At 67.8% G+C, this 24,644-nt stretch carries 27 protein-coding genes; 7 read left to right on the forward strand and 20 right to left on the reverse strand.

The genetic code is table 11. The features are described 5' to 3' along the window. The first annotated feature begins 291 nt into the window (after window positions 1-291). Window positions 292-699, forward strand: coding sequence for a hypothetical protein (locus C1926_RS05580; protein WP_108758507.1), 408 nt, complete (start codon window positions 292-294; stop codon window positions 697-699). On the opposite strand, the gene C1926_RS05585 is transcribed toward C1926_RS05580, so the two are convergent. After that, entirely contained in the window at window positions 647-1,183 is a 537-nt protein-coding gene (locus C1926_RS05585) for a DUF805 domain-containing protein (protein ID WP_254057371.1), read from the reverse strand. The two genes, C1926_RS05580 and C1926_RS05585, sit on opposite strands and share 53 nt — an antisense overlap. Before the next feature lie 185 nt (window positions 1,184-1,368). On the opposite strand from C1926_RS05585, the gene C1926_RS05590 reads away from it, so the two are divergent. Next, window positions 1,369-1,824 (forward strand): hypothetical protein, encoded by a 456-nt coding sequence (locus C1926_RS05590; RefSeq protein ID WP_108758509.1) that lies wholly within the window; start codon window positions 1,369-1,371, stop codon window positions 1,822-1,824. A 143-nt stretch (window positions 1,825-1,967) separates the two neighbouring features. Here C1926_RS05590 and C1926_RS05595 read toward each other — a convergent pair whose 3' ends face one another. The 9 genes from C1926_RS05595 to C1926_RS05635 form a co-directional block, all read right to left on the reverse strand. After that, window positions 1,968-2,345: an EF-hand domain-containing protein gene (locus C1926_RS05595; protein WP_108758510.1), complete on the reverse strand. Its 378-nt coding sequence runs from the start codon at window positions 2,343-2,345 to the stop codon at window positions 1,968-1,970. A 31-nt stretch (window positions 2,346-2,376) separates the two neighbouring features. Next, the gene (locus tag C1926_RS05600) at window positions 2,377-2,763 is read right to left on the reverse strand and encodes a hypothetical protein (RefSeq protein WP_108758511.1); all 387 of its coding nucleotides are present in this window, start codon (window positions 2,761-2,763) and stop codon (window positions 2,377-2,379) included. Between the two features lie 91 nt (window positions 2,764-2,854). After that, on the reverse strand, window positions 2,855-4,825 hold the full coding sequence (locus C1926_RS05605) for a MacB family efflux pump subunit (protein ID WP_254057372.1): 1,971 nt from the start codon (window positions 4,823-4,825) through the stop codon (window positions 2,855-2,857). Further along, window positions 4,822-6,015, reverse strand: a complete 1,194-nt coding sequence (locus tag C1926_RS05610; RefSeq protein ID WP_108758512.1) for an efflux RND transporter periplasmic adaptor subunit — start codon at window positions 6,013-6,015, stop codon at window positions 4,822-4,824. The genes C1926_RS05605 and C1926_RS05610 overlap by 4 nt, the downstream gene beginning before the upstream one ends. Window positions 6,016-6,141: 126 nt before the next feature. Next, window positions 6,142-6,894 carry a hypothetical protein gene (locus C1926_RS05615; RefSeq protein WP_108758513.1) on the reverse strand — a complete coding sequence of 251 codons (753 nt, stop codon included), beginning with the start codon at window positions 6,892-6,894 and terminating at the stop codon, window positions 6,142-6,144. Window positions 6,895-7,012: 118 nt separating this feature from the next. Then, window positions 7,013-8,353 (reverse strand): HAMP domain-containing sensor histidine kinase, encoded by a 1,341-nt coding sequence (locus C1926_RS05620; protein ID WP_108758514.1) that lies wholly within the window; start codon window positions 8,351-8,353, stop codon window positions 7,013-7,015. Further along, window positions 8,353-9,027, reverse strand: a complete 675-nt coding sequence (locus C1926_RS05625; RefSeq protein ID WP_108746926.1) for a response regulator transcription factor — start codon at window positions 9,025-9,027, stop codon at window positions 8,353-8,355. Before C1926_RS05625 ends, C1926_RS05620 begins: the two co-directional genes overlap by 1 nt. Before the next feature lie 120 nt (window positions 9,028-9,147). Next, window positions 9,148-10,893, reverse strand: coding sequence for a PAS domain-containing sensor histidine kinase (locus C1926_RS05630; protein ID WP_254057373.1), 1,746 nt, complete (start codon window positions 10,891-10,893; stop codon window positions 9,148-9,150). A 17-nt stretch (window positions 10,894-10,910) separates the two neighbouring features. Continuing rightward, window positions 10,911-12,104, reverse strand: coding sequence for a GAF domain-containing sensor histidine kinase (locus C1926_RS05635; protein ID WP_108758516.1), 1,194 nt, complete (start codon window positions 12,102-12,104; stop codon window positions 10,911-10,913). A 120-nt stretch (window positions 12,105-12,224) separates the two neighbouring features. On the opposite strand from C1926_RS05635, the gene C1926_RS05640 reads away from it, so the two are divergent. Next, window positions 12,225-12,641, forward strand: coding sequence for a hypothetical protein (locus C1926_RS05640; protein WP_108758517.1), 417 nt, complete (start codon window positions 12,225-12,227; stop codon window positions 12,639-12,641). Window positions 12,642-12,768: 127 nt separating this feature from the next. On the opposite strand, the gene C1926_RS05645 is transcribed toward C1926_RS05640, so the two are convergent. From C1926_RS05645 to C1926_RS21785, 8 genes are all read right to left on the reverse strand, one after another. Next, window positions 12,769-14,532: a sensor domain-containing phosphodiesterase gene (locus tag C1926_RS05645; RefSeq protein ID WP_108758518.1), complete on the reverse strand. Its 1,764-nt coding sequence runs from the start codon at window positions 14,530-14,532 to the stop codon at window positions 12,769-12,771. A gap of 190 nt (window positions 14,533-14,722) precedes the next feature. Beyond that, complete coding sequence (locus tag C1926_RS21905; protein WP_108758519.1) at window positions 14,723-16,843, reverse strand: methyl-accepting chemotaxis protein; 2,121 nt, start codon at window positions 16,841-16,843, stop codon at window positions 14,723-14,725. A gap of 145 nt (window positions 16,844-16,988) precedes the next feature. After that, a complete protein-coding gene (locus C1926_RS05655; RefSeq protein WP_108758520.1) occupies window positions 16,989-17,258 on the reverse strand; it encodes a hypothetical protein in 270 nt (89 codons plus the stop codon). A gap of 232 nt (window positions 17,259-17,490) precedes the next feature. Next, a complete protein-coding gene (locus tag C1926_RS05660; RefSeq protein ID WP_108758521.1) occupies window positions 17,491-18,234 on the reverse strand; it encodes an SOS response-associated peptidase family protein in 744 nt (247 codons plus the stop codon). 15 nt (window positions 18,235-18,249) lie between these two features. After that, a complete protein-coding gene (locus C1926_RS05665; protein ID WP_108758522.1) occupies window positions 18,250-18,438 on the reverse strand; it encodes a hypothetical protein in 189 nt (62 codons plus the stop codon). Then, window positions 18,435-18,683 carry a hypothetical protein gene (locus C1926_RS05670; protein ID WP_079222314.1) on the reverse strand — a complete coding sequence of 83 codons (249 nt, stop codon included), beginning with the start codon at window positions 18,681-18,683 and terminating at the stop codon, window positions 18,435-18,437. The genes C1926_RS05665 and C1926_RS05670 overlap by 4 nt, the downstream gene beginning before the upstream one ends. 143 nt (window positions 18,684-18,826) lie before the next feature. Then, window positions 18,827-20,023: an MFS transporter gene (locus tag C1926_RS05675; protein ID WP_079222313.1), complete on the reverse strand. Its 1,197-nt coding sequence runs from the start codon at window positions 20,021-20,023 to the stop codon at window positions 18,827-18,829. Window positions 20,024-20,131: 108 nt separating this feature from the next. Then, complete coding sequence (locus C1926_RS21785) at window positions 20,132-20,965, reverse strand: HD domain-containing protein (RefSeq protein ID WP_108758523.1); 834 nt, start codon at window positions 20,963-20,965, stop codon at window positions 20,132-20,134. 100 nt (window positions 20,966-21,065) lie between these two features. Here C1926_RS21785 and C1926_RS05685 point away from each other — a divergent pair, with 100 nt between their 5' ends. Further along, the gene (locus C1926_RS05685) at window positions 21,066-21,572 is read left to right on the forward strand and encodes an N-acetyltransferase (protein WP_108758524.1); all 507 of its coding nucleotides are present in this window, start codon (window positions 21,066-21,068) and stop codon (window positions 21,570-21,572) included. A 40-nt stretch (window positions 21,573-21,612) separates the two neighbouring features. On the opposite strand, the gene C1926_RS05690 is transcribed toward C1926_RS05685, so the two are convergent. Both C1926_RS05690 and C1926_RS05695 read right to left on the reverse strand, forming a co-directional pair. Beyond that, window positions 21,613-21,819: a hypothetical protein gene (locus C1926_RS05690; RefSeq protein ID WP_254051479.1), complete on the reverse strand. Its 207-nt coding sequence runs from the start codon at window positions 21,817-21,819 to the stop codon at window positions 21,613-21,615. A gap of 80 nt (window positions 21,820-21,899) precedes the next feature. Further along, a complete protein-coding gene (locus C1926_RS05695; RefSeq protein WP_108758526.1) occupies window positions 21,900-22,337 on the reverse strand; it encodes an acetyltransferase in 438 nt (145 codons plus the stop codon). 84 nt (window positions 22,338-22,421) lie between these two features. On the opposite strand from C1926_RS05695, the gene tadA reads away from it, so the two are divergent. The 3 genes from tadA (at window position 22,422) to C1926_RS05710 (ending at window position 24,638) form a co-directional block, all read left to right on the forward strand. Further along, the gene (gene tadA / locus C1926_RS05700; RefSeq protein WP_108758527.1) at window positions 22,422-22,949 is read left to right on the forward strand and encodes a tRNA adenosine(34) deaminase TadA; all 528 of its coding nucleotides are present in this window, start codon (window positions 22,422-22,424) and stop codon (window positions 22,947-22,949) included. Window positions 22,950-23,024: 75 nt separating this feature from the next. Continuing rightward, window positions 23,025-23,597 (forward strand): oligoribonuclease, encoded by a 573-nt coding sequence (gene orn, locus C1926_RS05705; protein WP_108758528.1) that lies wholly within the window; start codon window positions 23,025-23,027, stop codon window positions 23,595-23,597. A 168-nt stretch (window positions 23,598-23,765) separates the two neighbouring features. Then, the gene (locus C1926_RS05710; protein ID WP_108758529.1) at window positions 23,766-24,638 is read left to right on the forward strand and encodes an EcsC family protein; all 873 of its coding nucleotides are present in this window, start codon (window positions 23,766-23,768) and stop codon (window positions 24,636-24,638) included. Window positions 24,639-24,644 lie beyond the last annotated feature (6 nt).

Consider the following 24,644-nt stretch of genomic DNA (forward strand, 5'->3'; position numbering starts at 1 on the left):
ACCGCACGCGAATGCGGTATTTCCCTACTTTTCATCTACGAACGAGTACGCCAATCATCGCCTCGCCAAGGCATTCGCCCTGGCCGGGATTGGCGTCCCGAACTTACGTACCACTACCGGTCGCGCTTGCAGCCTGCGCTGCAGCTACGACAATGCACCGCCTGCCAGTCCATGGCGGACGGTGCGTGGGGATCTTTCGATCCGCCGGCTTTAGCGGTACGTATCCGGCACGCCAACCCGCACCGTCCGCCACCTTGCATCTGCAGGTGGCCACACCGTGAGGTTGCCGTCATGCCTGACCGTCTTCCCGATTATCCGCGCCTGCACGCGCTGCTCGGCGCTGCCCTGCGCGATCTTCCCAACACCCTCGCAGAGAAGCTCGAGGAGGCCCTCTGCGACTCTGCCGAGCGCGCCGTACCTTCCACATTCCTTGCCCATTTGAAGGGCCATGGCGCGAACCTGCGTGCCGATGGTGAACCCTGGACCGAAACCCGCCTCAGCCCCGGGCGCGCCTTTGATATGGCCTTGGCGACCCGCAGCGCCTCGGGCATTACCGCACTGACTGCCGTGCTGCACGCGGCGCATGTGGCGCGGGAGAGCGATACCCCCGACGGCTACCCTTCGGCTGCCGTGGTGGAGGGCCTGTTCAACGCCTGCCAGGTGTTGTCGTTGCAGGTGGAGCGCTGCCTGGTGCCTTGAGGCTCAGCCCGGGCATCGAACGGGTCTGTGCGGTGCGTTCCGGGCCGAATCGATTGTCATCGCCGGTTCCCGGCAGCAGCATCACCGGGAACAGAACGAACGCGCCCAACGGTACGAAAACGATCACCGCGTACCAGCCTGACTCGTCGATGTCGTGCAGCCGGCGCACGATCGCGGCCAGGGTCGGGATGAACAGCAACACGGCTGCCGCCATGCCCAGCAACCAGCCGGCGGCAGCCAGTCTGTAGGCGTTCTCCCCATGGGGCAGCTCGATCAGGGCATGGCATGCGCCGAACACCCCGAGTACGAACAGCAGGTACGACCAGAACTCCGTGCGGTCACAGCGGCCGGAGAAATCGAAGTAACGCCTGAGCGGCTCGAACGGGGGAAGCATCGGTGGTCGGCTCAATCCAATGGGGCAATCAGGTGTCCGCGTCATGGCATGGGCGGGGCATTCCGTTGCTGCGGCGGGCGAGGGCGCCACCGGCAGTTCCTGGCTGCTGTGTTAGCAGCCGGCCCTTGAGCACATCCTGAATCGCTAGGCCTGCTTCCATGCTGCGGTGCCGTCGCACGGTGCAGCGCGCGCGTAACCGGGGCCTCACGCAGTCTTTGCAACTTCGCGTCGAGCCATTGCTAAGTTCGCTGGGTATCCACTCCAGGAACTCTGCAATGACCCGGAAGTCTCCGCTTGTCCTGTTCTGCCTTTGCTTGGCCCCGGCGCTGGCCTTCGCCCAATCTGACCGCCAGGTGGCCGAAGACATGGTCACCCGCGCCGCCAATGTCTGCCCCGGCCACAGTACTGAACGCACCACGCCGACCGTGAAGAAGGTGCCGGTGGGTGCGCTGCGGGTGATGCTTGATCGCGGCCTGGTGATGTGCCCGGACCGCCGCCTTGATGCCGCTGCCCCGGCGGTGTTCTATGGCCGCGTGGGGGTGTTTGGCTGGAACCCGGAAGTGCCGGCGGCGGCGACGGTGGTGGTGGCGAAGATCGACCAGATGACCCGCAAGGATGAGTACCCGGTGGAGACGCTGGTGTGGGATGCCAAGGGCACCGCGCTGACCCAGCAGACGGTGCCGGCGTTTGAACCGCGGCCGGGTGCGGCGGCGTTGTACAAGGTGCGCTGAGGACAACGCGTCGTGGCAGACCCGCTCTGGTAGATGCCCACCTTGGTGGGCGCTTCGGCTTCGGCTTGCGCGCGCGGTGACGGAATCGTGCCCACCAAGGTGGGCACCTACCAGAGCGATGTGAGGGCGCATCCGCCACGGCGCTACTTCGCTGGCGTGTCCGCCGTCTGCGCCGCCACCATCGCCTGCTGCATCTCCTTCAGCGAGAGATAGCCGTCGCCATCGGTGTCCAGGCCGGCGAAGTACTTGGCGATCTCCGGCACGACGGCCGCTTCCTGCTTGCTGATCTTTCCGTCCTTGTTGGTATCCATTTCCTTGAACGCGGCGTCGATGGAATCGGCCTGCTTGCTGAAGCGCGCCTGCTGGTACTTCGCGTACTCGGCCTTGTCGATGCGGCCGTCGCCGTTGCTGTCCATGGCGGCGAAACTGGAATCAATGTAAGCCTGCTTCGGATCGTTGCTGGCAGCGTGGCCAAGCAGCGGTGCGGCGCAGAGGGCAATCAGTAGAGCGGTCTTGTTCATGCGGTGGTTTCCTTGAAGGCTGCGGGGCAGTTCAGCGGCAGGGATAGCTGTAGCCGTCCGAGCCGCGGTAGGTGTCGTTGCGGCGGTCGTAGTTGCCGTAGCGGCTCATGCAGTAATCGGCGCGCTCACGGTTCTCGCGTTCACGCTTGGCAGCGGCCGCGATGACGCCGGCCACCACGGCCGCGCCCACCACACCCACTACCACGCCCTTGGCCTTGGCTTCGTCACGGCGGTCGCGTTCCCGTTCGCGCTCGCGGCGCGCGCGTTCATCGCGCTGGCGGTCTTCGTAGCCGCGGTCCCATCCGGCGCGGTAGCCATCGCGGTGCTGCGCCTGCGCCGGGCCGGCATAGGGCAGCAGCACCAGAAACTGCACGGCGGCCGCCAGCAGCCATGCGCTGCGTCCTGTCTTCTCAACCATCGTTCCGCTCCTGTGCGGCTGTGTCGGTAGGGTCAGTACAGCGCGCGGACATTGCGCGAACCTGCCGTCACTGCAGCGTTCTGCATGCTGTTCAGCGGACCAGTGCTTCCACCGGGTCGAGCTGTGCGGCACGGCGTGCCGGCAGGAAGCCAAAGCCGATGCCGATCAGGCTGCTGCAGGCGAACGCTGCCAGGATCGAGGCGGAGGAGAACACCAGGCTGAAGCCGATATCGGCCAAGGCCAGCACCGCACCCAGGGCCAGCGCCACGCCGATGCCCAGCACGCCACCGAGCAGGCACACCAGCACCGATTCGATGAGGAACTGCTGCAGGATGTCGCTGCGCCGGGCACCCACGGCCATGCGCACGCCGATCTCGCGGGTCCGTTCGGTCACCGAGACCAGCATGATGTTCATCACGCCGATGCCGCCCACCACCAGCGCGATGGCGGCGATGGCGCTGATCATCAAGGTCAGGATGCGCGTGGTCTGTTCGATGGACTGGCGGATCTGCGCGTTGTTGCTCATGTAGAAGTCCGTGCGGCCATGGCGGCGCGCCAGCAGCCGGCTGATCGAGGCCTCCGCTGCCTGCATGCCCACCGCATCGGAGACGCGGACGGTGATGTTCGACACGTGGCTCTGCCCCAGCATGCGGGCCATGGCGGTGGTGTAGGGCACCCAGACCTGCAGCAGTGAAGCGTCACCCACGGCGCCGGCTTCCTTCTTGACCACGCCCACCACCCGCACCGGCACGTTGCCCAGCAGCAGGCTCTGGCCGATGGGATCCTCCTGGGCGGCGAAGAAGCGTGCGCGCGTGTTGGCGTCGATCACCGCCACCTGCTGGTGGCCGGCCACCGCAGGCTGGCCGAAGAAGCGGCCGGCGCCCAGCTTCAACCCGTGCACGCGGAAGTACTGCTCGCTGACGCCCTGGATCTGCACGTTTGCTGCACGATTGCCGCGCTGTGCGGTGCCGCTGCTGGCCACGCCGGGCGTCGCGCTGTCCACGAAGGGCTGCCCGGCCAGGGCAACGCTGTCGCCCGGGGTCAGCGTTTCCACCTGCGCGGCGTGTACATCGCCAAAGCCCGAGCCGGGGTAGATCTCGATGGTGTTGGTGCCCAGCGAGGCGATGTTGGACAGGATGGCCTGGCGTGCACCGGTGCCCAGCGCCACCACCGACACCACCGAGGCGATGCCGATGATGATGCCGAGCATGGTGAGGAAGGTGCGCATGCGGTGTGCGTTCATCGCGCGCAGGGCCATGCGGAAGGCTTCGGTGAAGCGGTCGCGCAGGGCCTGCCAGCCGCTGCCCTCGCTGCGGGCCTGCAGCGCGGTGGACGCGTTGGTACTGGCGGCCAAGGCGGCCGCGGTGGGGCGATCATCCACGATGCGCCCATCGCGGATCTCGATGATGCGCTGGGCGTGCTCGGCCACGGCCATGTCATGGGTCACCAGCACCACGGTGTGGCCTTCGGCATGCAGTTCACCGAGGATCTTCATCACCTCCTTGCCGGACTGCGTATCCAGTGCGCCGGTGGGCTCGTCGGCGAAGATCACCGCGCCACCGTTCATCAGCGCACGGGCGATGGACACGCGCTGCTGCTGGCCGCCGGACAGCTCGCCGGGCAGGTGCTGCATGCGCTCGCCCAGGCCGAGCCGCTGCAGCAGCGCCTGCGCGCGGCGGTGGCGCTCGGCCGCTGGCTGGCCAGCATAGATGGCCGGCACTTCGACGTTGCCCAGCGCGGTGAGGTCGGTCAGCAGGTGGTAGCGCTGGAAGATGAAACCGAAGTGCTCGCGGCGCAGTTCGGCCAGTTCATCCGGCGTCATCTGCGCGGTCTCGCGGCCGGCAATGCAGTAGGTGCCGGCCGAGGGCCGGTCCAGGCAGCCGAGGATGTTCATCAGCGTGGATTTACCCGAGCCGGACTGGCCGACGATGGCCACCAGTTCGCCAGCGCGGATGTCCAGGTCGATGCCATCGAGCACCACCAGGGTCTGCTCGCCCGCGGCGAACTCGCGGCGGATGCCGCGCACGCGCAGCAGCGCCCCGTCCATCGCGGCGTCGGTCATGGCTGTGCAGCGCCCGTGGCTGCCGGAGCGTCGGCAGTCTGTGCCAGCACCACCTGTTCGCCTTGCTGCAGGCCACTGCGCACCTCCACGTTGATCTGGTCATCCAGCCCGGTGGTGATGCGCCGCGCGGCTGGCCGGCCATCGGCGCCACGCACCTGCACGCTGTAGCTGCCATCGGCTGACCGTGCGCCCAGGGCGGCCGATGGGATGGTCAGCACCCCCTTGGCACGGCCGAGCACGATGCGCACCTGTGCGGTCATGTAGCTGCGCAGGCGGCCATCGGCGTTGTCCACGTCGAACTGGCCGTTGTAGTACATGGCGGTGCGGCTGGCACCGGCCGACGCGCCGGGCGCGGCGAAACCGGAGGTGTCTTCGTTGGTGATCGATTCCGGCGCCGGTGCGATGTCGCGCAGCGTGCTGCTGTAGCGCCGGCCGCTGTCGCCGAGGATGGTGAAGTACGCCTCCTGGCCCAGGGCGGTGTGCACTACGTCGGCCTCGGAGATTTCTGCGTAGACGGTCATCACGTCCTGGTTGCCCAGCATCACGATGGTCGGGGCGCTCTGCACTGCGTTGACGGTCTGCCCCTGGCGGGCGACCACGGCCAGCACGGTGCCGTCGGTTGGGGCAGTGATGCGCGTGTAGCCCAGGTTGGTCTGTGCCACGTCCACATCGGTCTGCCGCTGCACCACTTCGCCATCGAGGGCGGCGACCTGTTCGCGGGTGGCGTCGACCTTGGTTCTGGCTGCATCGTAGTCGGCACGCGCCACCAGTTGGCGGGCGACCAGTGCCTGCTGGCGCTGCAGGGTCAGCTGGTACTGGCGCAGGTCGGCAGCCAGGGCATCGCGGTTGGCGCGGGCGCTGCGTTGTGCGGCCTGGGCGCTCTGCAGCGCGTTGCGCTGGGTACGCGAGTCGATCTCGGCAATCAGGTCGCCGGCCTTCACCCGGTCGCCCAGCTTCACGTGCAGGGTTTCGATGCGCCCGGAAACCTGTGCACCCACGCTCACCAGGCGCGAGGGCTTCAGGGTGCCGGTGGCTTCGACCACCTGCTCGATATCGCCGCGTTGAACGGGCGACACCTCCAGTTCGGGCGGCGCGGCGGGCATCAGCCAGAGCACGGCCAGGGCCAGCAGGCACGCGCCAGCGGGGGCGGCGATCCACAGGCGGCGACGGGTGCGGGGTGCGGCGCTCATGGGCGCGTTGCCCGTTGTGCGGTGAACATCGGAAATCCTTGCAGGAATGACGGGCGTGCCTGTGCGTGCAGGCAGGGCCGAGTCTCGATGTCCAGGATTGCGCCAACCTTGCGGCGCCCGGCCTGCTCAGTGGCTGCCGACCTGCAGCGCCACGGCGACGGCCGCGCACAGGCTGCCCAGCACCAGCAACAGATGCCCTGTGATGCGATGCGTGCCAGCACGCAATTGCACGGCCACCGACACGCCGATGCAGGCCGCGCCCGCCAGCAACGCGGCGCGCGCGGGCGGGGACAGCAGCACCGCCTGCCCGGCCAGGGTAGCGGCCAACAGCGTGGCCGTTGCCACATGCAGCGGCCGCTGCCAGGGGCGATGGCGGCCGTGTGCAGTGAGCCATGCGTTGAGCAGCAGCAGGGCCACGCTGGCGCCGAGCATGGCGTTGGCGCCCGGGGCCGCGACCGTTGCGAACGGCAGCAGGCTGGTCCACGACAGCAGCGCCGGGGCAGGGGGTTCCAACCGTTGTGGCCACGGTGAAGACGTTCCGGTGCGGGCCTGTGACCACGCGGCCATGGCATGCAGCGTGGCGTGTGTCGCCACCAGCAGCAGTGTGGCCGCCGCCAGCGCTGCGCCTGCGTGCAGTGCCAAGAACACCACGAGGGCGGCGCCGGGCAGGGCCATGAACAGTGCGCCGAACAGTCGCGCCAGTGCGATCGGCCGCGCCGGCTCCGGCAGGTCACGCAGCCAGCGCGGCCAGTGTGCCAGCCCGCGCAGGCGCCGCGGTTGCGGGTGCCGGTTCCAGGCGGCGACGGTCAGCGAAGTGGCCGCGGCGCCCGGTTCGGATCGGGGCGTGTTTTTCGGCGGTGCAGCGGCGGCCTGCGGCATGGGCGTCCTTTCAGTACGGAACAGGGACGCGCACAGGCGCCCTGCGCCCGATACTGCGCAGCCAACATTGCCGCAAGCTTGCCGGCGCGTGCCGCACGCACCTGCAGACAGGTGGCAGTCACGCCGCCGGCGGGTTCGCACCGGGGTGCGGCGGAAACTCCACGCGGATCAACGCGCCACCACCGGGCGCGTCTAGAATCGTGACCTGCCCGCCGTGGCGTTCCACCACCTGCCGCACCAGGTTCAGGCCCAGGCCCGCGCCGCTCTGCCGGGGGCGCAGGCGCTGGAAAGGCTCGAAAACGCGTTCGCGTTCGGCCACCGGTATGCCGGGGCCATCATCTTCCACTTCCAGGCAGCTGCCCTGTACACGCACGATCACGTCGCGGCCACCGTGTTCGGCCGCGTTCAACACCAGGTTGGAGATCACACGCTCGATCGCGCCGGCTTCGCCCAGCACCGGGTAGTGCTGCTCCACCGACACCGCGACCGTGCGCTCGGACTGGATCAGCAATGGCGCCAGGTCGGCCACCGCGCGCTTGGCCACACGCGCCAGGTTCAGCGTTTCCTTCGGCCCGTCTTCGTCCATGCGGTGCAGGTCCAGCAGCTGCTCGGCCAGCGTGGCCAGGCGCGCCACCTCCAGGGCCAGGCTGCGTGAGGTGGCATCGTCGGCGGCGTCCAGCTTCACCCGCAGGATCGCGATGGGCGTGCGCAGTTCGTGGGCGGCCGCGGCAATGAAGCGGCGCTGGCGTTCGTGGCCCTCGTCCAGCCGGTCCAGCGCGTCGTTCACCGCGTTCACCAGCGGTGCGATCTCCACCGGTACCGCCGTGGCGGTGAGGCGGATGCCGCGGTGGTTGGCGGAAATCTTCCCGGCTTCGGCGGCGATGCGCTCCACGCCGGCCAGTGCGCGGCGCACGATGATCGGCGTCAGCACGATGGTCACCAGCGCCAGCAGCAGGAAGATCGGCACGGTGATGATGTGCGCGGCCAGCGCCATCTGCCAGGTAAGGGTATCCACTTCGCCATGGGCCATGATCGTCAGCTTGCCCGCCGGGCCGGTGTGCTGGCGCACCACCACCGCCAGGCCGTCGCCGCGTTCGCGCCCGCGCAGGTCTCCGTAGGGAATGCCGTCCAGCAGCCCCACCAGTGAGGCGTAGGCGGGCGGCACGTTGCCGAAGGTCACGTGGTGGCCGCTGTCATCCTGGGCGATGAACCAGGCGCCCGGCGCGATCTTCAGTTCTTCGGCCAGCTCCGGTGTGTTCTTCACGAACAGCCTGCCGCTGGCATCACGATGCACGGCGTCGGCGGCCACCGGCGCGAAGGTCTGGATGGTGTAGTAGCCACCGCTGTCCACGCGCACCAGCACCATCAGCAGCACGAAGAACGCCAGCAGCAGGGCAAGCAGATGGAAGATCAGCGGCTTGATGATCAGCGGCCACTTCAGCGAAGTACGCCGCGCCATTACTTGATTTCCCGCATCAGGTAGCCGACGCCACGGATGGCGTGGATCTCCACGCCGGCATCGGCCTCGGCCAGCTTGCGGCGCAGGCGCGAGACATGCGAATCGAGGGTGTTGGAGTGCACGCCATCATCGAAGCCATACACCGCCATCTCGATGGATTCGCGCAGCACGGTGCGGCCGATGCGCCGCGCCAGCGCGGCGAGGACGCGGATCTCGCGTCGCGGCAGGTCCAGTCGCTCGCCGCCCACGCGGGTTTCGCCGGACACCGGGTCGAAGCTCAGGCGGCCGACGGTGACGGTCTCGGCGTTGAGGCCGCTGGGGCGGCGGCCGACGGCGCGGATGCGGGCGAACAGTTCCTCCAGCGCGAAGGGCTTGGCCAGGTAATCGTCGGCACCTTCATCCAGCCCGGCCACGCGGTCGGGCAGCTGGCCCAGCGCACTGAGCACGATGATGGGTACGCCGGGGTTGTGCTGGCGCAGCAGGGCGATCAGGGCCAGGCCATCGCCGTCGGGCAGGGTGCGGTCCAGCAGCACCAGGTCGTGCAGCCCGCAGAGCGCCGCCTCGCGGGCCATCGCCACGGTGCCGGCCAGGTCCACCACGTGGCGCTCGCGCTGCAGCGCGCCCTTCAGCGTGGCGGCCAGTTCGGTTTCGTCTTCGATCAGCAGGATATGCATCGACGGTACGGCGTGGAGAGAGGGAGACGGCGGTGCCGCACCGTATTACAGGAACATTGCGTGAACATGGCGTGGCCCGGTGCGGTGGCAGCAGTTGGCAGGTGCCCGCCAAATGGGTGCCTACCGGTGATGCTGGCCCGCCTCGCTGATGACCTGGGCCAGCTGATTGAGTGAGTAGGGTTTGCGCAGCAGGGTAAAGCCGTGACCGGGGTCGCGTGCCAGCAGTTCGCTGTAGCCGCTGGTAAGAATGACGGGGAGCCGGGGGAACTGCTCGCGGACGCTGCGCGCCAGGTCCAGCCCGTTGACACCCGGCATCACCACGTCGGTGAACACCACTTGGAAGCGCTGGGCATCGCGATCGAGTTCGGCCAGCGCTTCGGCGGCATTGCGTGCCAGCACCACCTGGTAATCGAGCTCGCGCAGCGCCGCTACAGCAAAGTCGGCCACATCGACGTTGTCCTCGACCACCAGCACGCACAGACCATGGCCCTGCGCCAGCCCCTCGCGCTGCACGGGGCGCTGCGCTACCCCGGTGCTGTGGCACAGCGGCAGATACAGGGTGAAACGGGTGCCCGCGCCGGGCTGGCTGTGTACATCGACCTCTCCTTCGGACTGCTTGACGAAGCCGAAGACCTGGCTGAGACCCAGTCCGGTTCCGGCCCCGACATCCTTGGTAGTGAAGAAGGGCTCGAAGATGTGGTCCAGCACGGCCGGGTCGATGCCGGTCCCGTCGTCACTGACGGAGACTGCCGCGAAGTCGCCCTTCATCGGCGCGGCGAAACGCACGGACGGCACTGAGGTCACCCGCTGCACATCGATGCTGACCTTGCCATGGCCGACGATGGCATCGCGCGCATTGACCACGATGTTGATGAGCGCAGTGTCGAGCTGGCTGCGGTCCAGCAGCACCTGCAGCGGTGTGTCGGGCAGGGTGATGTCGACCGAAACACGAGCGCCCACCACCGTGGTGATGATGTCAGACAGTGCACGTACGCTCTCGCGCAGGTCGAACACCTCTGGCGAAAGACTCTGTCGGCGCGAAAAGGCCAGCAGCTGGGCAGTCAGCCGCGTCGCCCGCTCTGCTGCAGCAACGATGGAGTTCGCATACCTGCGGCGGGGGTCCTCCGCCTGGGCGGTATGCAGCAGCATGTCGGCCGAGCCGGTGATCACCTGCAGCAGATTGTTGAAGTCGTGCGCCACGCCGCCGGTGAGCTGTCCGATAGCCTCAAGCTTCTGCGCCTGGCGCAACTGCTCGCGAGCGCGGACAAGTTCCAGATGGGCCTCGCGGGCCTCCTGGGTAATGGCCGCAACCTGGCGGCTGTGCAGGGTGCGTTCGATCACCCGCTCGGTCTGTTCGCTCACCACGCATAACAGGCCGGCAACTTCGCCGTCTGCCATCCGCAGCGGAGAATAGGAGAACGTCCAGAAGGTTTCCTTCAGGGTGCCGTCGCGATCCATCATCAGCGGCAGGTTCTGGAAGCTGCGGCTCCTGCCGGCAAATGCATCGGCGATGGCACCACGCACGTCCTCCCACACGTCGGCCCACACCTGCTGCAGGCCGCTGCCCATCGCGCCGTGCAGCTTCTCGCCCAGCATCGGCAGGTAGGCATCATTGAAGAAGAACGTCATATCCTCGGCTCCCCAAGCGATCCAGAGCGGCTCGGGCGAATCCAGGATCAGGGACAGGACAGTGCGAAGCTCGACCGGGGCAGCCGCTGCAGCTGGGGAACGCGCCCAGTCACTGTCCTGCAGCAGGCGGTACGCGAGCTGCCCGGGATCGGACGCCGGGAGGGGGAAGGAAGACATGGCCGCTCTGGGCAGGAAGGTGCAACAGGGTAGCGGGTCGGGCGTGTAGCCGCTCTGCACGCAGCGGCACGGGACGTTCAGAGCCGCAGGGTCAGCACGGTACCCGTGTCACTGGAACTGGTCACCGACAGCGTGCCGCCGTGGGCCTTGGCAATCTGCGAGGCGATGTACAACCCCAGCCCGAGCCCGGCATCCAGCCGCCGCTCCTGTGGCCGCGCGAACGGCTCGAACATCTGCGCCAGTTGCGCCGCCGGAATGACACCCTGGTTGGCCACGCTGATTTCGATACCGTCGTCGGTGCTGCGGCCATGCACCCGTATCGGCTGGTCCGCCGTACCGTGCACGGCGGCGTTGATGACCAGGTTGGCCAGCAGCTGGCACAGTCGTGCGGCGTCGCAGAGGAAGGTCAACGGCAGCTGCAGGTCCACCTCGCAGGCGCGCTGCGGATAGGGGCGCATTGCTTCGCGGCAGGCCATGGCCAGGATGCCGGACAGGTCCGACCACGGCTCCAGCTTCAGTGCGATGCCGCTGCCCAGGCGTCCGCGTGTGAAATCCAGGGTGACATCGATCAGTTCGGCGATGCGGTCGGCACTCTCGTTGATATGGCCAAGCACCTTCTGCTGCGAATCGGACAACGCGCCCAGCGACAGCAGATCGACACCGGCGCGGATGGCCTGCACGGGATTGCGCAGATCGTGCGCCAGCACACCGATGAATTCCTCGCGCTGCTTGGCCACCCGCTGCAGTTCGGCATTGGACTGCTCGAACTCGGCCAGTTGGCGGCCGACCGAATCACCCTGCGCCTTCAGGCCATCGATGGTGCGGCTGTCGGCATCGTGGCTGAGGATGGCATCGATCTGCGCCGCCACGAGCGAGGCGAGGGAAATCATCGCCTGCACCTGCGGCTCATCCACCGGCTTCGGCTCGGGGTCCAGTGTGCACAGGGTGCCGAAGATGGAGCCATCGGTCAGCATCAACGGCACCGAGATATAGCTGCGGAAGCCGTACATGCCCGGTATGGGGTTGTCCTGGAACACCGGGTGGGCCAAAGCATCGCCAAACCAGACCGGCACGCGCGAAGATCGCACGTCCTTGCAGAAGGTACGGTTGATATCGAGGATCATGCCGCTGGAAATGCCCAGCCCCGCGCTGTCGATGCTTTGGATGGAACGCCAGGTGCTTTCACTGACTTCGCCGACCAGCGCCACGCGCATGCCGGTAACTGTGCATGCCAGGTCCAGCGAAGGCCGGAAGTCGATTCGGGTGGGCATGGCAGCTGTTCCGGGCAGCACGGAGGACGATCAAAGTATAGCGGCCGGATCCGCTGTTTCATCCCCCCTTCGCGCTTGCATCCTGACAATGCACGCCCTTCCCGAACCGCAAGGCATGCCGTGATCAGCAGTACGCTCCTCCAGACCTTCTCCGCCTCCCACCCGGCCGATGCGCGTGTGCTGCGCACCCGGTTTGGCGGCAAGGAGATTTTCGTGGGCTGCTGCGTGACCGGCATCGAACTGGGCCGGCCGGTGTTCGATATGGCCGGCGAGCAGATGCTGGATGCGCTGTTCGAGCGCGCCGGGCAGGTGAAGGTGGTGGTGCTGGGCAGCGCCTTCGAGTGCCCCATCCGTTTCCATCAGGAACTGCAGCAGGTGCCGGCCGATACTGCGTTGTGCTTCGCGTTTGGCGATGTCGTGGCGCTGGAGGAAGCGTTGCCGCTACTGCGACCGCAGTACACCGGTAGCGTGCTGGAGCGCTGCGGTTCGCTCGAGGGTGTCGGCGCGGCTGAACTGCTGGCCGCACGCGCCGCGTAACCGCGCGCAGAGACAGTCGAGCAAGCTCGACTCTACGCCTGGGAAGACTCGGTGTGTAATCGCGTGCTTCGTAGCGTCGAGCTTGCTCGACGGATTTTCACGCAGAGGCAGTCGAGCAAGCTCGACGCTACGCCTGGGCGGACGCGCCGCGGAATCGTTCGCTGAACGCTTCAGCCGTCATCGGTCGGGCCAGGGCAAAGCCCTGGATTTCATCGCAGCCCAGTGCCTGCAGCCGCGCGACCTGCTCGGCGCTTTCCACGCCTTCGGCCACCGCGGCATAGCCCAGGCGCTGGGCCAGGCCGATGATCGCCTCCACCTTCAGCGCGGCACGCGGGTCCAGGCACAGGCGGTCGATCACGGTCTTGTCCAGCTTGAGCGTGCTGATCGGCAGCTCGGTGAGGTAGCCGAAGTTGCTGTAGCCGCTACCGAAGTCATCCACGGCGATGCGCAGCCCCGCCGCCGCCATCTGCCGCAGCTGCTGGCCGGCGGGGGAGTCCACGCGCAGCCACTGGCTCTCGGTGATCTCCACTTCGATGTCCGCGCAGGACAGCCCTTTCTGTTCGATCGCGCGGATCAGTCGCAGCGCCGCATCTTCCTCGCCCATGTCGCGCGCCGAGTAGTTGATCGAAAGGGTCAGCAGGATGCCCGCCTCGCGCCAGGCAACGCACTGGTCCAGCGCCTGGTCGATCACCCAGCGGGTGATGCCCTGCATGACCGCCGTGCGTTCGAACACCGGGATGAACTCGGCCGGGCTGACAGCACCCAGTTGCGGGTGGTTCCAGCGGATCAACACCTCGGCGGCCACCGGTTCCAGGTCCGAGGCGCGGAAGCGCGGCTGGTAGACCAGGTGGAACTGCTTTTCCTGCAGCGCTTCGCGTGCATCGGTGGCCAACCGATAGCCGCGCCGCGTGCGCGCATCGCGCGTTTCGGAATACCAGCGGAACGGCGAGCGGCTGTTGATGGCGGCGTTCAGCCCCACCAGCATGCGGCGGATGGCCTCGTCTGCCGTGTGCTGGCCCAGGGTGACGCCACAGATGCCGGCGTGGAAGGAGGGCGACATCGGCACCTGCGCGGCCATCATGGGCCGCGTCAGCCGATCCTGCAGCTCGGCCACCAGGTCTTCCACGGCCTTCGACGATGACAGCTCGACCACGAAGGCAAACCGCGCCACACCCACGTGGTAAACCTCAGCCATGCCGTCCAGCGCCACCCGCAGGCGCACGCCGATGCGGCGGATCAATGTTTCCAGTGGCGCCATGCCCAGTACCTGGCCGGCCTCGGTAGCGGTGGTGGCATCGAAGACGTCGATCAGCACCGCATGCATGAAGGCGTCCGGCTCACGCGCGGCGTGGGCGTCGAAGTCCAGCGCGAACTGATGGCGGTCGGGCAGGCCGCTGACCGGATCGCGGCGGCCGGTCAGCGCACGCAGCTCGAGTTCGTTCATCGCCGCGCTGGCCAGGGTCTGCAGCTGGCGACGCTGCGCTTCGGAAAACTGCCGGGCCGCGTCGTCCATGATGCAGAACGCACCGATGGCCACGCCGTTGCGGGCAACCAGGGGCGTTCCTGCATAGAAGCGAAGCTGCGCATCGCCGGTCACCAGCGGATTGCTGGCGTGGCGCGGGTGCGCGCGCAGATCATCGATGACCAGCGTCTCGGCGATGCCGATGGCAGAGGCGCAGATCGAATCGCGGATATGCGTCTGGGTGACGTCCAGCCCCTTGCGCGAGACCAGCCGCTGGCGATCGACCTCCAGCAGCGACACGAACGCAACGGGCACGTTGAAAGCGTGCGTGGCGAGCTCGGTGAGGCTGTCGAGGGCGGCGCCGGAGACGTCGCCGAGCGCATTGAGGCCGGCCAGGGTGGAAAGGCGTTCTTGTTCGGGGGAGGGCATCAGGACCACATCAGAACGTACAGGGGGGCTGCATGGGAGGAACGACCGCGGCAGCGCAACCACAATGTCGCGCGGCAGGGATCGGGGGAAGGGGTGCAGGCCGCTGCCTGCTGAATGCTTCAGACCTGCGCCGCGATGGTAGTGCGGCGCCGATGCGGGCAGTGTGAGTGCCCGCATCGGTCCCTGCCGATCAGGCCGCGCGCCGGAGTGCGGTGGCGGCGTTGCCCGAGACGCGGAACACGGCGGCGGCCTGGTCCAGTTCCGCTGCCTGCCCGGCCATTGCGCGCGCGGCTGCACTGGCTTCCTCGACCAGCGCGGCATTCTGCTGGGTGGCCTCGTCCATCTGCGCGATGGTCTGGTTGACCTGTTCGATGCCAGCCGCCTGCTCGACGCTGGCCTGGGCGATCTGCTGCACCAGATGCCCGGTCTGGCCCGCGGCATCGGTCAGCTGCCCGATGGCGGCCTCGGTCTGGCGGGCGATGGTGATGCCCGCTTCCACGCTGCCGGTGGACTCATCGATCAGTGCCTTGATGTCCTTGGCCGAGGCCGCCGCGCGCTGGGCCAGGGTGCGCACTTCGCTGGCGACCACCGCGAAGCCGCGGCCCTGTTCGCCCGCGCGGGCCGCCTCGACCGCTGCATTGAGGGCCAGGATGTTGGTCTGGAACGCGATGCCGTCGATCAGGCTGACCATTTCGCCGATGCGCAGCGAAGAGGCGTTGATCTGGCCCATCACGCGCACTACGTCCTGCACCGCGTGCGCGGTCTGCTGCAGGGCCTCGCCGGCACTGCGCGAGGCTGCATCGGCCTGCTGCGCATGCTCGGCGTTCTGGCGGACGGTGGAGGTCAGCTCTTCCATCGACGCAGCGGTTTCTTCCAGGTTGGCGGCCTGGCTTTCGGTACGCCGCGACAGGTCGGCGTTGCCTGCGGCAATCTCATCGGACGCGCTGGCGATCGAACCGGAGGCCTGCTGGATGCGGCGGATGATGCCGGCGAGGTTTTCCGCCGTGCGGTTGGTGTCGCGCTGCATGGTGGCAAACACGCCCTGGAAGTCGCCATCGATGCGGCGGGTCAGGTCGCCCTCGGCCATCGCACCCAGCACTTTCGACAACGCACCGAGGCTGCCGTCAGCGGTGGCCATCAGGCGGTTGAGGTCTTCGATCATGCGGCGGAAATCGTGGCGATAGGCGGTGGCATCACCACGCACGCTGAAGTCGCCGGCTGCGGCGGCCGATGCCAGGCGCTGGATGTCCTGGTTGATGGCGTGCAGGCTGGCCTTGGCGGCATCCATCGATTCGTGCAGCATCGCGCGGCTGCCCGGCAGGCGCCGTGCGTCGCGGCTGAGGTCGCCCTGGGCATACTGGTTCAGTACCTCGATGGCGTCGACGATCGCGTCCAGGTGCTCGAACACCATGGTGTTCATGCCCTGCGCCAGCTCGCCGTACACGCCGGGGAAATCCACCGGCATGCGGTGGCTGATGTCCTCGGCTGCATGCTTGCCGATCATCAGCTGGGTCTGCTGCGAGAAGCGCTGCAGCAGTCCGACCATGCCGTCGGTGGCACGCAGCATCTGGCCCACTTCGTCGGGGCTGTCGTCCTGGTGGCGGATGCTGAGATCGCCGCGGGTGACCGCATTGATCGACGCCTGCACCTGCGCCAGTGGGCGGGTCAGGCTGCGCGAGATCAGCCATGCCGCGATGATGCCCAGGCCCAGGCTGAGCATGCCGAACAGGCTGAGCAGCGCGGTCGTGCGTGCGGCCAGTGCCTGCATCTCCTTGGCGGCTTCGTCGACCAGGGTCTGCTGCAGTTCGGCGAACTCGGCCAGCGCGGCGTTCCAATCGGCGGCAGCGGGGCCGGCACGGGTCAGCAGCTGCGTGCTGGCCGCATCGAAATCGCCGGCCAGCATCGCCGCATCGAGGTCGCGGTTGAGTGCAACGGTGGCCTGTTGCTTCTGGGCAACCTTTGCGCGCATCGTTTCGGCCAGCGGGCTGGTGGCCGGGCGCTCGGTGAAGTGGGTCCAGATCTGGTCGTAGCGCTCCGACATCGCATGCGCCTTGGCGATGTCCTCGCCCAGGCCCTGGCCGCGCTTGATCAGCATGTCGCGGCGCAGGAGCAGCAGTTCCTTGTTGATGATGAGCATGTCGTACAGCTCGCCCATGCGGGTGACGCGGACGTTCACGGCGTTGTCGAACTGTTGCCGCTGCTGGTAATTGCTGTGCAGGGCGATCGCAAGAATGGTGGCGATCAGGATGAGAAGGATGGAAAAGCCCGCAGTGAGGCGGGTGCCAACCTTGAAGCGGCGCAACGTGTTCATTTTGTGAAATCCGGTAGTCGTTGTAGGCCCGACTGCCGGGCGTGTCTGCACAGGAGAGAGTCCCGGCAAGCAGTACAACGGTAGCGGCGGCGCAGGCTGAAGCTTTAGCGCCGGGGACAGGATTTTTTTCGGAGGTGCCTGCAGGTCAGGCGATGCAGAGCACGAACACGGCCAACAGGGCGAGCATCAGCACGAATACCCGCCGGCTGAGGGCCAGGCAGGCCAATCCAGCGGCCAGCGCCCAGGCGCCGAGCAGCACGCACGCCAGCAGCCACAGCCCCATGCCCATCAACGAGCCGGACACCACGCCGGACAGCGCCAGTGCCTTGAACAGGCCCACGCCCAGCACGCTGCCCAGCATTCCGGCCTGCAGGGCAACGGCATCATGGCGGGCGGGGGCAGGGCGGTGATGCATGGGCTGCACTGTGCAGGAAGCCACATCCACGCCATGTGTTTTTTGCGGTTCAGCGAAGGTGGCGTAGGGGTCAGAGCCCTTGTCTTTGGCAAGGGATCCGACCCCGGGCTTCCGGTCGAGCGAAGGGGTCGGATCCCTTTCCAGCGGAAAGGGCTCTGACCCCGGTTCTCTGGTCAGGCGCTGGGGTCAGAGCCCTTGCCTTTGGCAAGGGATCCGACCCCAGGCCCCTCGCTCACGCGTCGTCGTCCAGCGCATCCCCATCCCAGTCGGCCGGCGCGTCATTGGCCTGCAGCCCGTCCGGGTCGACGGGTTCGAGCAGCGTGTAGTCATCGCGACGCGGGTCGCGGATACCGAGGCCGACGTACGTGGCTTCCAGTGCAGCGGTATGGGCATGCCGCCGCAGTTGTGCCGGCGTAGCCAGGGTGCCGCCGAGCCAGGCCGCAGCCGCGGCGGGCTCGAGGAACACCGGGCCATCGGGCGACAACGGGGCGGGGATGGCAGGGTTGCCATCGGTCAGGATCGAAAACGTATCGCGCTGCTGGCCCGCTTCATCCTGCCAGTGCTCCCACAGCCCCGCCGCCAGCAGCGCTACGCCATCCTGGCGCTGGACGAACATCGGCCAGGGCGGCCGCCGCTGCCGGTCCCATTTGAAGTAGCCGGTCATCGGCACGATGCAGCGGCGCTTGTTCCAGGCATCGGCGAAGATGCGGCTGCGTGGCGCGCGCTCCAGCCGGGCGGTAACCGTGGTGTAGGGGGTGGAGGGCTGCTTCGACCAGCGCGGCACCAGGCCCCACTGCATGTCCGCAACAACGGTGCCCGCGGCTGCATCGGATGCCCCGGCGGCCCAGACCCATGCGTGGCCGTCCTTGCCGATGTTGTAGCGCGCATCGGCACCGGCCAGCGCCGCAGACACTTCGCCGGGCAGGTCAGCGGAAAAGCTTTCCGCGTCGACGAAGGCCTGCACGAAGCGCCGCATGCCCGCCCCGCCGCGTCAGTGCGGCGCGTGCGCCTGCAGTACGTCGCGGCCGCGCGGGGTCAGGTCGATGTCACCGTCTTCGGCCTGCACCGCAAGCCCGGCTGTGACTGCCCAGGTGGCGTCGTCGCCCTTCACCGGCTGCGCATCGGCGATCGCGCGCAGGATCTGCAGCTGCCCGGCCGTCAGGGTCGCGTCCATGTTCATACACCCAGTACCCGCGGCAGCTGCCAGTCGGCCACGCGCGCATTGCTCACCGCCTGGTGGCAGCCGCAGTCATCGCAACGGAACAGGGTGCCACCGGGAAGATGCAGCAGGTTGCCTTCGGTGGACGATGTCGTGGCATCGCAGTGCTTGCAGGTCACCGTCAGCGCGGTAATGCGTTCGACGCCACCGGCCATGTTGAAGACGGCCTCGAAGGCGCGAATGGCGAAGTGACCGGTGTCCGACATGGGAAAGGGGCTGCCAGGAAGAAGGTGCATTCATCGTCACACTTTCCCCTGTGACGGCACCGTCAGCCCGATGCGGCGGCGAGGTCAACGCCGCCGTCGGCGGGCGCAGCCCCTGCCAGCGGCAAGGGCTGCGGTCCGGCGGCTCAGGCCGCCTTGCGGCGGCGGTCCACCAGCATCGACACGCCCCACAGCAGCAGGCCGCCGATGGCGGTGGCGGCACCGACATAGCCGGTGGTGGCCGGGCTGAAGCCGGCGCTGATGGCCATGCCGCCCAGCCACGGGCCCAGCGCATTGGCGGTATTGAAGGCGGCGTGGTTGGAGGCGGCGGCCAGCGTCTGCGCCTCGCCGGCCACATCCATCAGGCGGGTCTGCAGCACGGCTGCCAGCGCGCCCATGGTGCCCACGGTGATGATCATCGGGCCGATGGTCCACACCGATTGTGCGGCCAGCGGGTACAGCAGCAGCATCACGATGGACCACACCAGCACCACGGCCGCGGCCTTGAAGTGGAACTTGTCCACCAGCCAGCCGCCGGCGATGTTGCCGATGATCGCGCCGATGCCGAACACACCCACCGCCAGCGGCATCCACGACTCGGCCACGCCGGTCACCTGCACCAGAGTCGGTGCGAGGTAGGTGAACACGCAGAACATGCCCGCGAAGCCGACCGCGCCGATGGCCAGCGCCAGCCAGACCTGGGTGGTGTTGAACGCGCGCAGCTCACGCATCGGCGAGGTGCGCACCTCGTCCGGGTCGGGCAGCAGGAAGCGGGCGATCATCACCACGGTGGCGATGGCCAGCACGCTGACCAGGGCGAAGGCGGTGCGCCAGCTCAACTGCTGGCCCAGCCAGGTGGTCAGCGGGTTGCCGATCAGGATCGCGATGGACAGGCCCAGCAGCACCCGCGACATCGCCTGGCCACGCTGGCCGGCGGGGCTGATGGCTGCGGCCACCAGCATCGCCACGCCGAAGTAGGCGCCATGCGGCAGGCCGGCGACGAAGCGCGCGATCAGCATGGTGCTGTAGTTGGGAGCCAGGGCGCTGGCCAGGTTGCCCACCGCGTAGAAGCCCATCAGGGCCAGCAGCAGCTTGCGGCGCGGGAACGAGGCGCCGATGAACGCGAGGATCGGCGCACCGACCACCACGCCGATGGCGTAGGCGCTGATCAGGTGGCCGACCTGGGTTTCGCTGATCGACAGGCCGCGGCTGATTTCCAGCATCAGGCCCATGCTGGCGAATTCGCTGGTGCCGATGGCAAAGCCACCCAGCGACAGGGCGAGGATGATCCAGGTGCGCTGACGCGGCGTCAGCCGCGCGGCCAGGGGAGAATTGGGGCTCATGCGGGGGGCGGGCAGGGCGGAGGAAGCCGCCCATTGTACTGCTGCACCGCAACACCGACAGCTGCGCGGGGGTAAATCAGTGTTCGATGGGTGGATTGCTGCCGTGTTTCAGCCCAGGGGCGTGCCCGGTGTTACCGGTTGCCAGCGGGGCAGCGGCCCACAGGTGTCCAGGAAACGCTGCAGGATGCGCTCGGCGCTCTCGCCGTAAGGCGGCGTCCAGTCCGGCGTGCCCTTGTCGGTCCAGGTGTCGTAAGCATCCAGCTCCATCTGGGCTTCCAGTTCCTGCGAAACGATGCCGCGCACCTCCGCCAGCGATTGCAGCACCTCTTGGCTGTGCATGAACAGCAACAGCGCAGCGGCTTGTTCAGCTTCTTCCGTGAAGCCGGACGCGATGCGGTCAAGGCCGCACACCAGCGTATCCAGGCGCTCACCGGCTTCCATCAGCTGCACCAGGCGTTGGCGTGGGGCAGCCTCGTCGCGCTCGGCGCCAGGGCTGTAGCGCGGCGGGTGCAAGGGCGTGCGGCGGGCGCCGAGGGCGGCCAGCGCGTGCCGGTACTTGCTGCGCAGCCGCTCGGCGGTCGCCGCATCCAGGGCGGCCAGGCGCGCTTCGTCCGCGTTGTCGGCGATATCCGCCAGTTTCACCTTCAACGCCACCGGGTCGGCGGCGATGCGTGCGTAGTACGTGTCGGCATCGGGTGCACTGTTGCGGCTCATCAGCTGCACCGCCCGCTGGATCGGGGCAGGGAAGTCGCCGACGCGGGATGCGTGATCGTCGCAGTCTTCCACCACGTCATGCAGCCAGGCCGTCGCCTGGGCGATCGGATCGTCCTCGATGGCGCCCGCCACGCGCGCCACATGCTCGATGTAGGGGCGCCCTGCTTTGTCCTGCTGCCCGGCATGGGCTTCGATCGCCAATGCGCGTGCTCGTTCGACCCAGTCCATCATCGCCTCCTGCAGGTGGGAGATCGATTATCCCCCAATCGTAGCCGCGCAACGCCCGCTGCCCGACAATGGCGGGCAGACGCACTGAACGGGATGCACCGTGAACTACCTCATCCGCCCTGAAACCCCGGCCGACGTCGCCAGCATCCATGCACTGACGGCCGCCGCCTTCGCCCACGCCGCGCACAGCAGCCATACCGAAGCGTTCATCGTTGACGCATTGCGTGCGCGCGGTGAACTGACGGTGTCGCTGGTGGCGGTGGACGAGAGTCGGCTGCTCGGTCACGTGGCGGTATCGCCGGTGTCGATATCCGATGGCAGCGCTGGCTGGTTCGGCCTGGGCCCCATCTCGGTTGCGCCGGCCTGGCAGGGGCAGGGCATCGGGTCTGCATTGATGGACGCAGCCATCGACGCACTGCGCCGGCAGCACGCGCGGGGCTGCGTGCTGCTGGGCGAGCCAGCGTATTACCACCGCTTTGGTTTCCGTGCCGAACCGGCGCTGGTGCTGCCGGGCGTTCCTGCCGGGTACTTCCAGGCGCTGTGCCTGCAGCCACCGTTGCCACAGGGCGAGGTGCGCTATTCCCCGGCATTCGAAGCGACTGCCTGAGTATCCAGCCCAAGGGCGCGATGCCCCGGGCCGCCATGGTTCAGGGCATTTCGTCGTCGCGCAGCGGCACCCATGGCACCGGCTCGGGTTCCGGCGGCGGAATGCGCCGGCCACCGATATGGGTCAACAGCGCATTGGTGCGCTGTTGTTCGGCCAGCAGCCGGGCCAGCAGCGAGCGGCACGAAAAAATCGCGAAGGGCACGAACAGCCAGACCGCGCCCATCACCACCATCAGCAGGCCCCACATCACTTCGCCTGGTTGCATCGTTCGTCATCCGTGTCGAGGGAGTGCAAACCTAGCATCCAGTGCACGGATTGTGGGCGTGCTCAGCCGCCGTAGCGCAGATGGATCAGCGGATACGGCCGGCCGTGGCCATCGACCGGCGAGCGGCCGGTTTCGACGAAGCCCAGGTGCCGATAGAAGCCCACGGCCTGCGCGTTCTGCGCGTTGACATCGGTGGTGAGCTGGGGGTGTTCGGCCAGCGCGTGCTGCAGCAGCACGCGGCCCACGCCGGAACCGCGCGCAGCGGGGTCGATGAACAAGGCTTCCATGTGGCTGCCGTCCATCAGCATGAAGCCAAGCGGGCGATCCTGGGCATCGGCGGCGACCAGCAGCGGCGCCTGCGGCAGGAATCCGGCCACTTCGGCATCGATGGCCTGGCGGTCATCGGCACTGAGGAAATCGTGGGTGGCATCGACCGAGCGGCGCCAGAGATCGACCAGGGCAGCGCCTTCGTCGGCGCGGGAGGGACGTAGTGTGGGCATGTGACTGTCCAAGGTGCTTGTGAAGGACGCGTAGTATGCTGCTGCCTCACCCGCAATTGAACAGCCCCAAGCGGGAGGAGAACCATGGTCGACACCCCGCTGGGCGTGCCTGTGCACGATGCCGATGAACACTGGATGCGCCACGCACTGGCCCTGGCCGAGCGCGCGCAGCACGAATTCGACGAAATTCCGGTGGGGGCGGTGCTGGTGGGCGCCGATGGCGCGCTGCTGGGCGAGGGCTGGAACCTCAACATCGCCTCCCATGACCCCAGTGCACACGCCGAGATCGTGGCCATGCGCGAAGGTGGGCGGGCACTGGCCAACCACCGGTTGATCGGCAGCACCCTGTACGTGACCCTGGAACCGTGTGCGATGTGCGCGATGGCCATCGTGCACGCGCGCGTGGCGCGACTGGTCTACGGTGCCAGCGACCCGAAGACCGGTGCCTGCGGCAGCGTGTTCAACCTGCTGGGCGATGCCCGCCACAACCACCGGGTGGAGATCCACGGTGGCGTGCTGGCCAAGGAGGCCAGCCTGCGCCTGACCAATTACTTCCGCGCCAAGCGCGGCAAGCCGCCGCTGCTGCTGGAAGACCACGCCGGCGAGGCCTGAGCAGCGAAAGGGTATGATGGCCGCCTCTTTCCTTTTCCGGCGGGCGCCCTGCCTGCCCAGCAACGAGGCGACACGATGGTGGAGAACGGCGCGGCCAACGAACGACTGATCTGGATCGACCTGGAAATGACCGGGTTGGATACCGACAACGATTCGATCATCGAGATCGCCACCGTGGTCACCGATGCCCAGCTGAACGTGCTGGCCGAGGGCCCGGAATTCGCCATCCACCACCCGCTGGAAACGCTGGAAGCGATGGACGAGTGGAACCGCAACCAGCATCGCCGTTCGGGACTGTGGCAGCGCGTGCTGGACAGCACCACCACCCTGGCCCAGGCCGAAGCGCAGACCGTGAACTTCCTCGCGCAGTGGATTCCGTTGGGTGTTTCGCCGATGAGCGGCAACTCGATCTGCCAGGACCGCCGTTTCCTGCACCGCCAGATGCCGCGGCTGGAGAAGTACTTCCATTACCGCAACCTGGACGTGTCCACGGTGAAGGAGCTGGCCAAGCGCTGGGCGCCGACCGTGGCTGCCGGGCTGGCCAAGAACAGCAACCACACCGCGCTGAGCGACGTGCATGATTCGATCGCCGAACTGCGCCACTACCGCCAGTTCATGGGCGTGCTGTCGGGCCTGCCGACGGCCTGAACAACGACGCCGGGCATGGCCCGGCGCTACCGGGGTCACGCGAACTGGTAGTGCCGGCCGCTGGCCGGCAAGGCGCCGGGGTCGGATCCCTTTCCGGCGGAAAGGGCTCTGACCCCTCTGTCGTGCCCGCGACAAACCGTTCAACTCCCTGGCGCTACTATCGGCCCCATGAACGAGCCGATCCTGCTGCCGCGCGATATCGCCCACGATGCCCAGGACTGGGCCGACCTGCAGCGGGCGGTGACCCTGCTGGAGGCGCCGACGATCACCGCGCGCATGGCCAACCTGGTCGGCACGCCGCTGGAGTTCGCGGTGAAGGCGCTGCCCAAGGCGATCTCCGGGCGCATCCATGGCGCCGTCGAGGCGGCGCTGTCGAAATCCGCACAGGCGGCGCTGTGGAGCATGGGCAACACGCCCGGCAAGTCGGCCTCCACCCGCTGGCACAAGGTGGCTGCGGCGACGTCGGGTGCCGTGGGCGGTGCCTTCGGCTTCGCCGCGCTGTTCATCGAGCTGCCGGTGTCGACCACCATCATGATGCGCGCCGTGGCCGACGTGGCCCGCAGCGAGGGGTTCGACCTGTCGCAGTTCAGCACCCGCCAGGCCTGCTTGGAGGTGTTCGCGCTGGGCGGCAATTCGCCACGCGACGATGCCAGCGAGACCGGTTACTACCTGGCGCGCGGTTTCACCACCGACGTGATGCGCCACCTGTCGGCCGAACTGGCCGGGCGCGTGGTGACCGGCCGCGACCTGACCCTGGGCGTGGCACCGAAGGAAGCCGGCAAGCTGCTGGCCAAGCTGGTGGAGAAGGTGGCTGCGCGTTTCGGCGTGGTGGTGACCGAGAAGTTCGCCGCGCAGGCGGTGCCGATCGTGGGCGCCGCGGCCGGCGCCACCCTCAATACGATGTTCACCGACTACTACCAGGACATGGCGCGCGGCCACTTCATCGTGCGCCGGCTGGAGCTGAAGTACGGCGAAGAGGTGGTGCGGACCTGCTATGACCGGGTGGCGCATGGTGCGTTGAAGATCGAGCCGACGCTGTAACCGGGC

The sequence above is a fragment of the Stenotrophomonas sp. ZAC14A_NAIMI4_1 genome, from assembly GCF_003086915.1.
In the GTDB taxonomy this organism is placed as follows: domain Bacteria; phylum Pseudomonadota; class Gammaproteobacteria; order Xanthomonadales; family Xanthomonadaceae; genus Stenotrophomonas.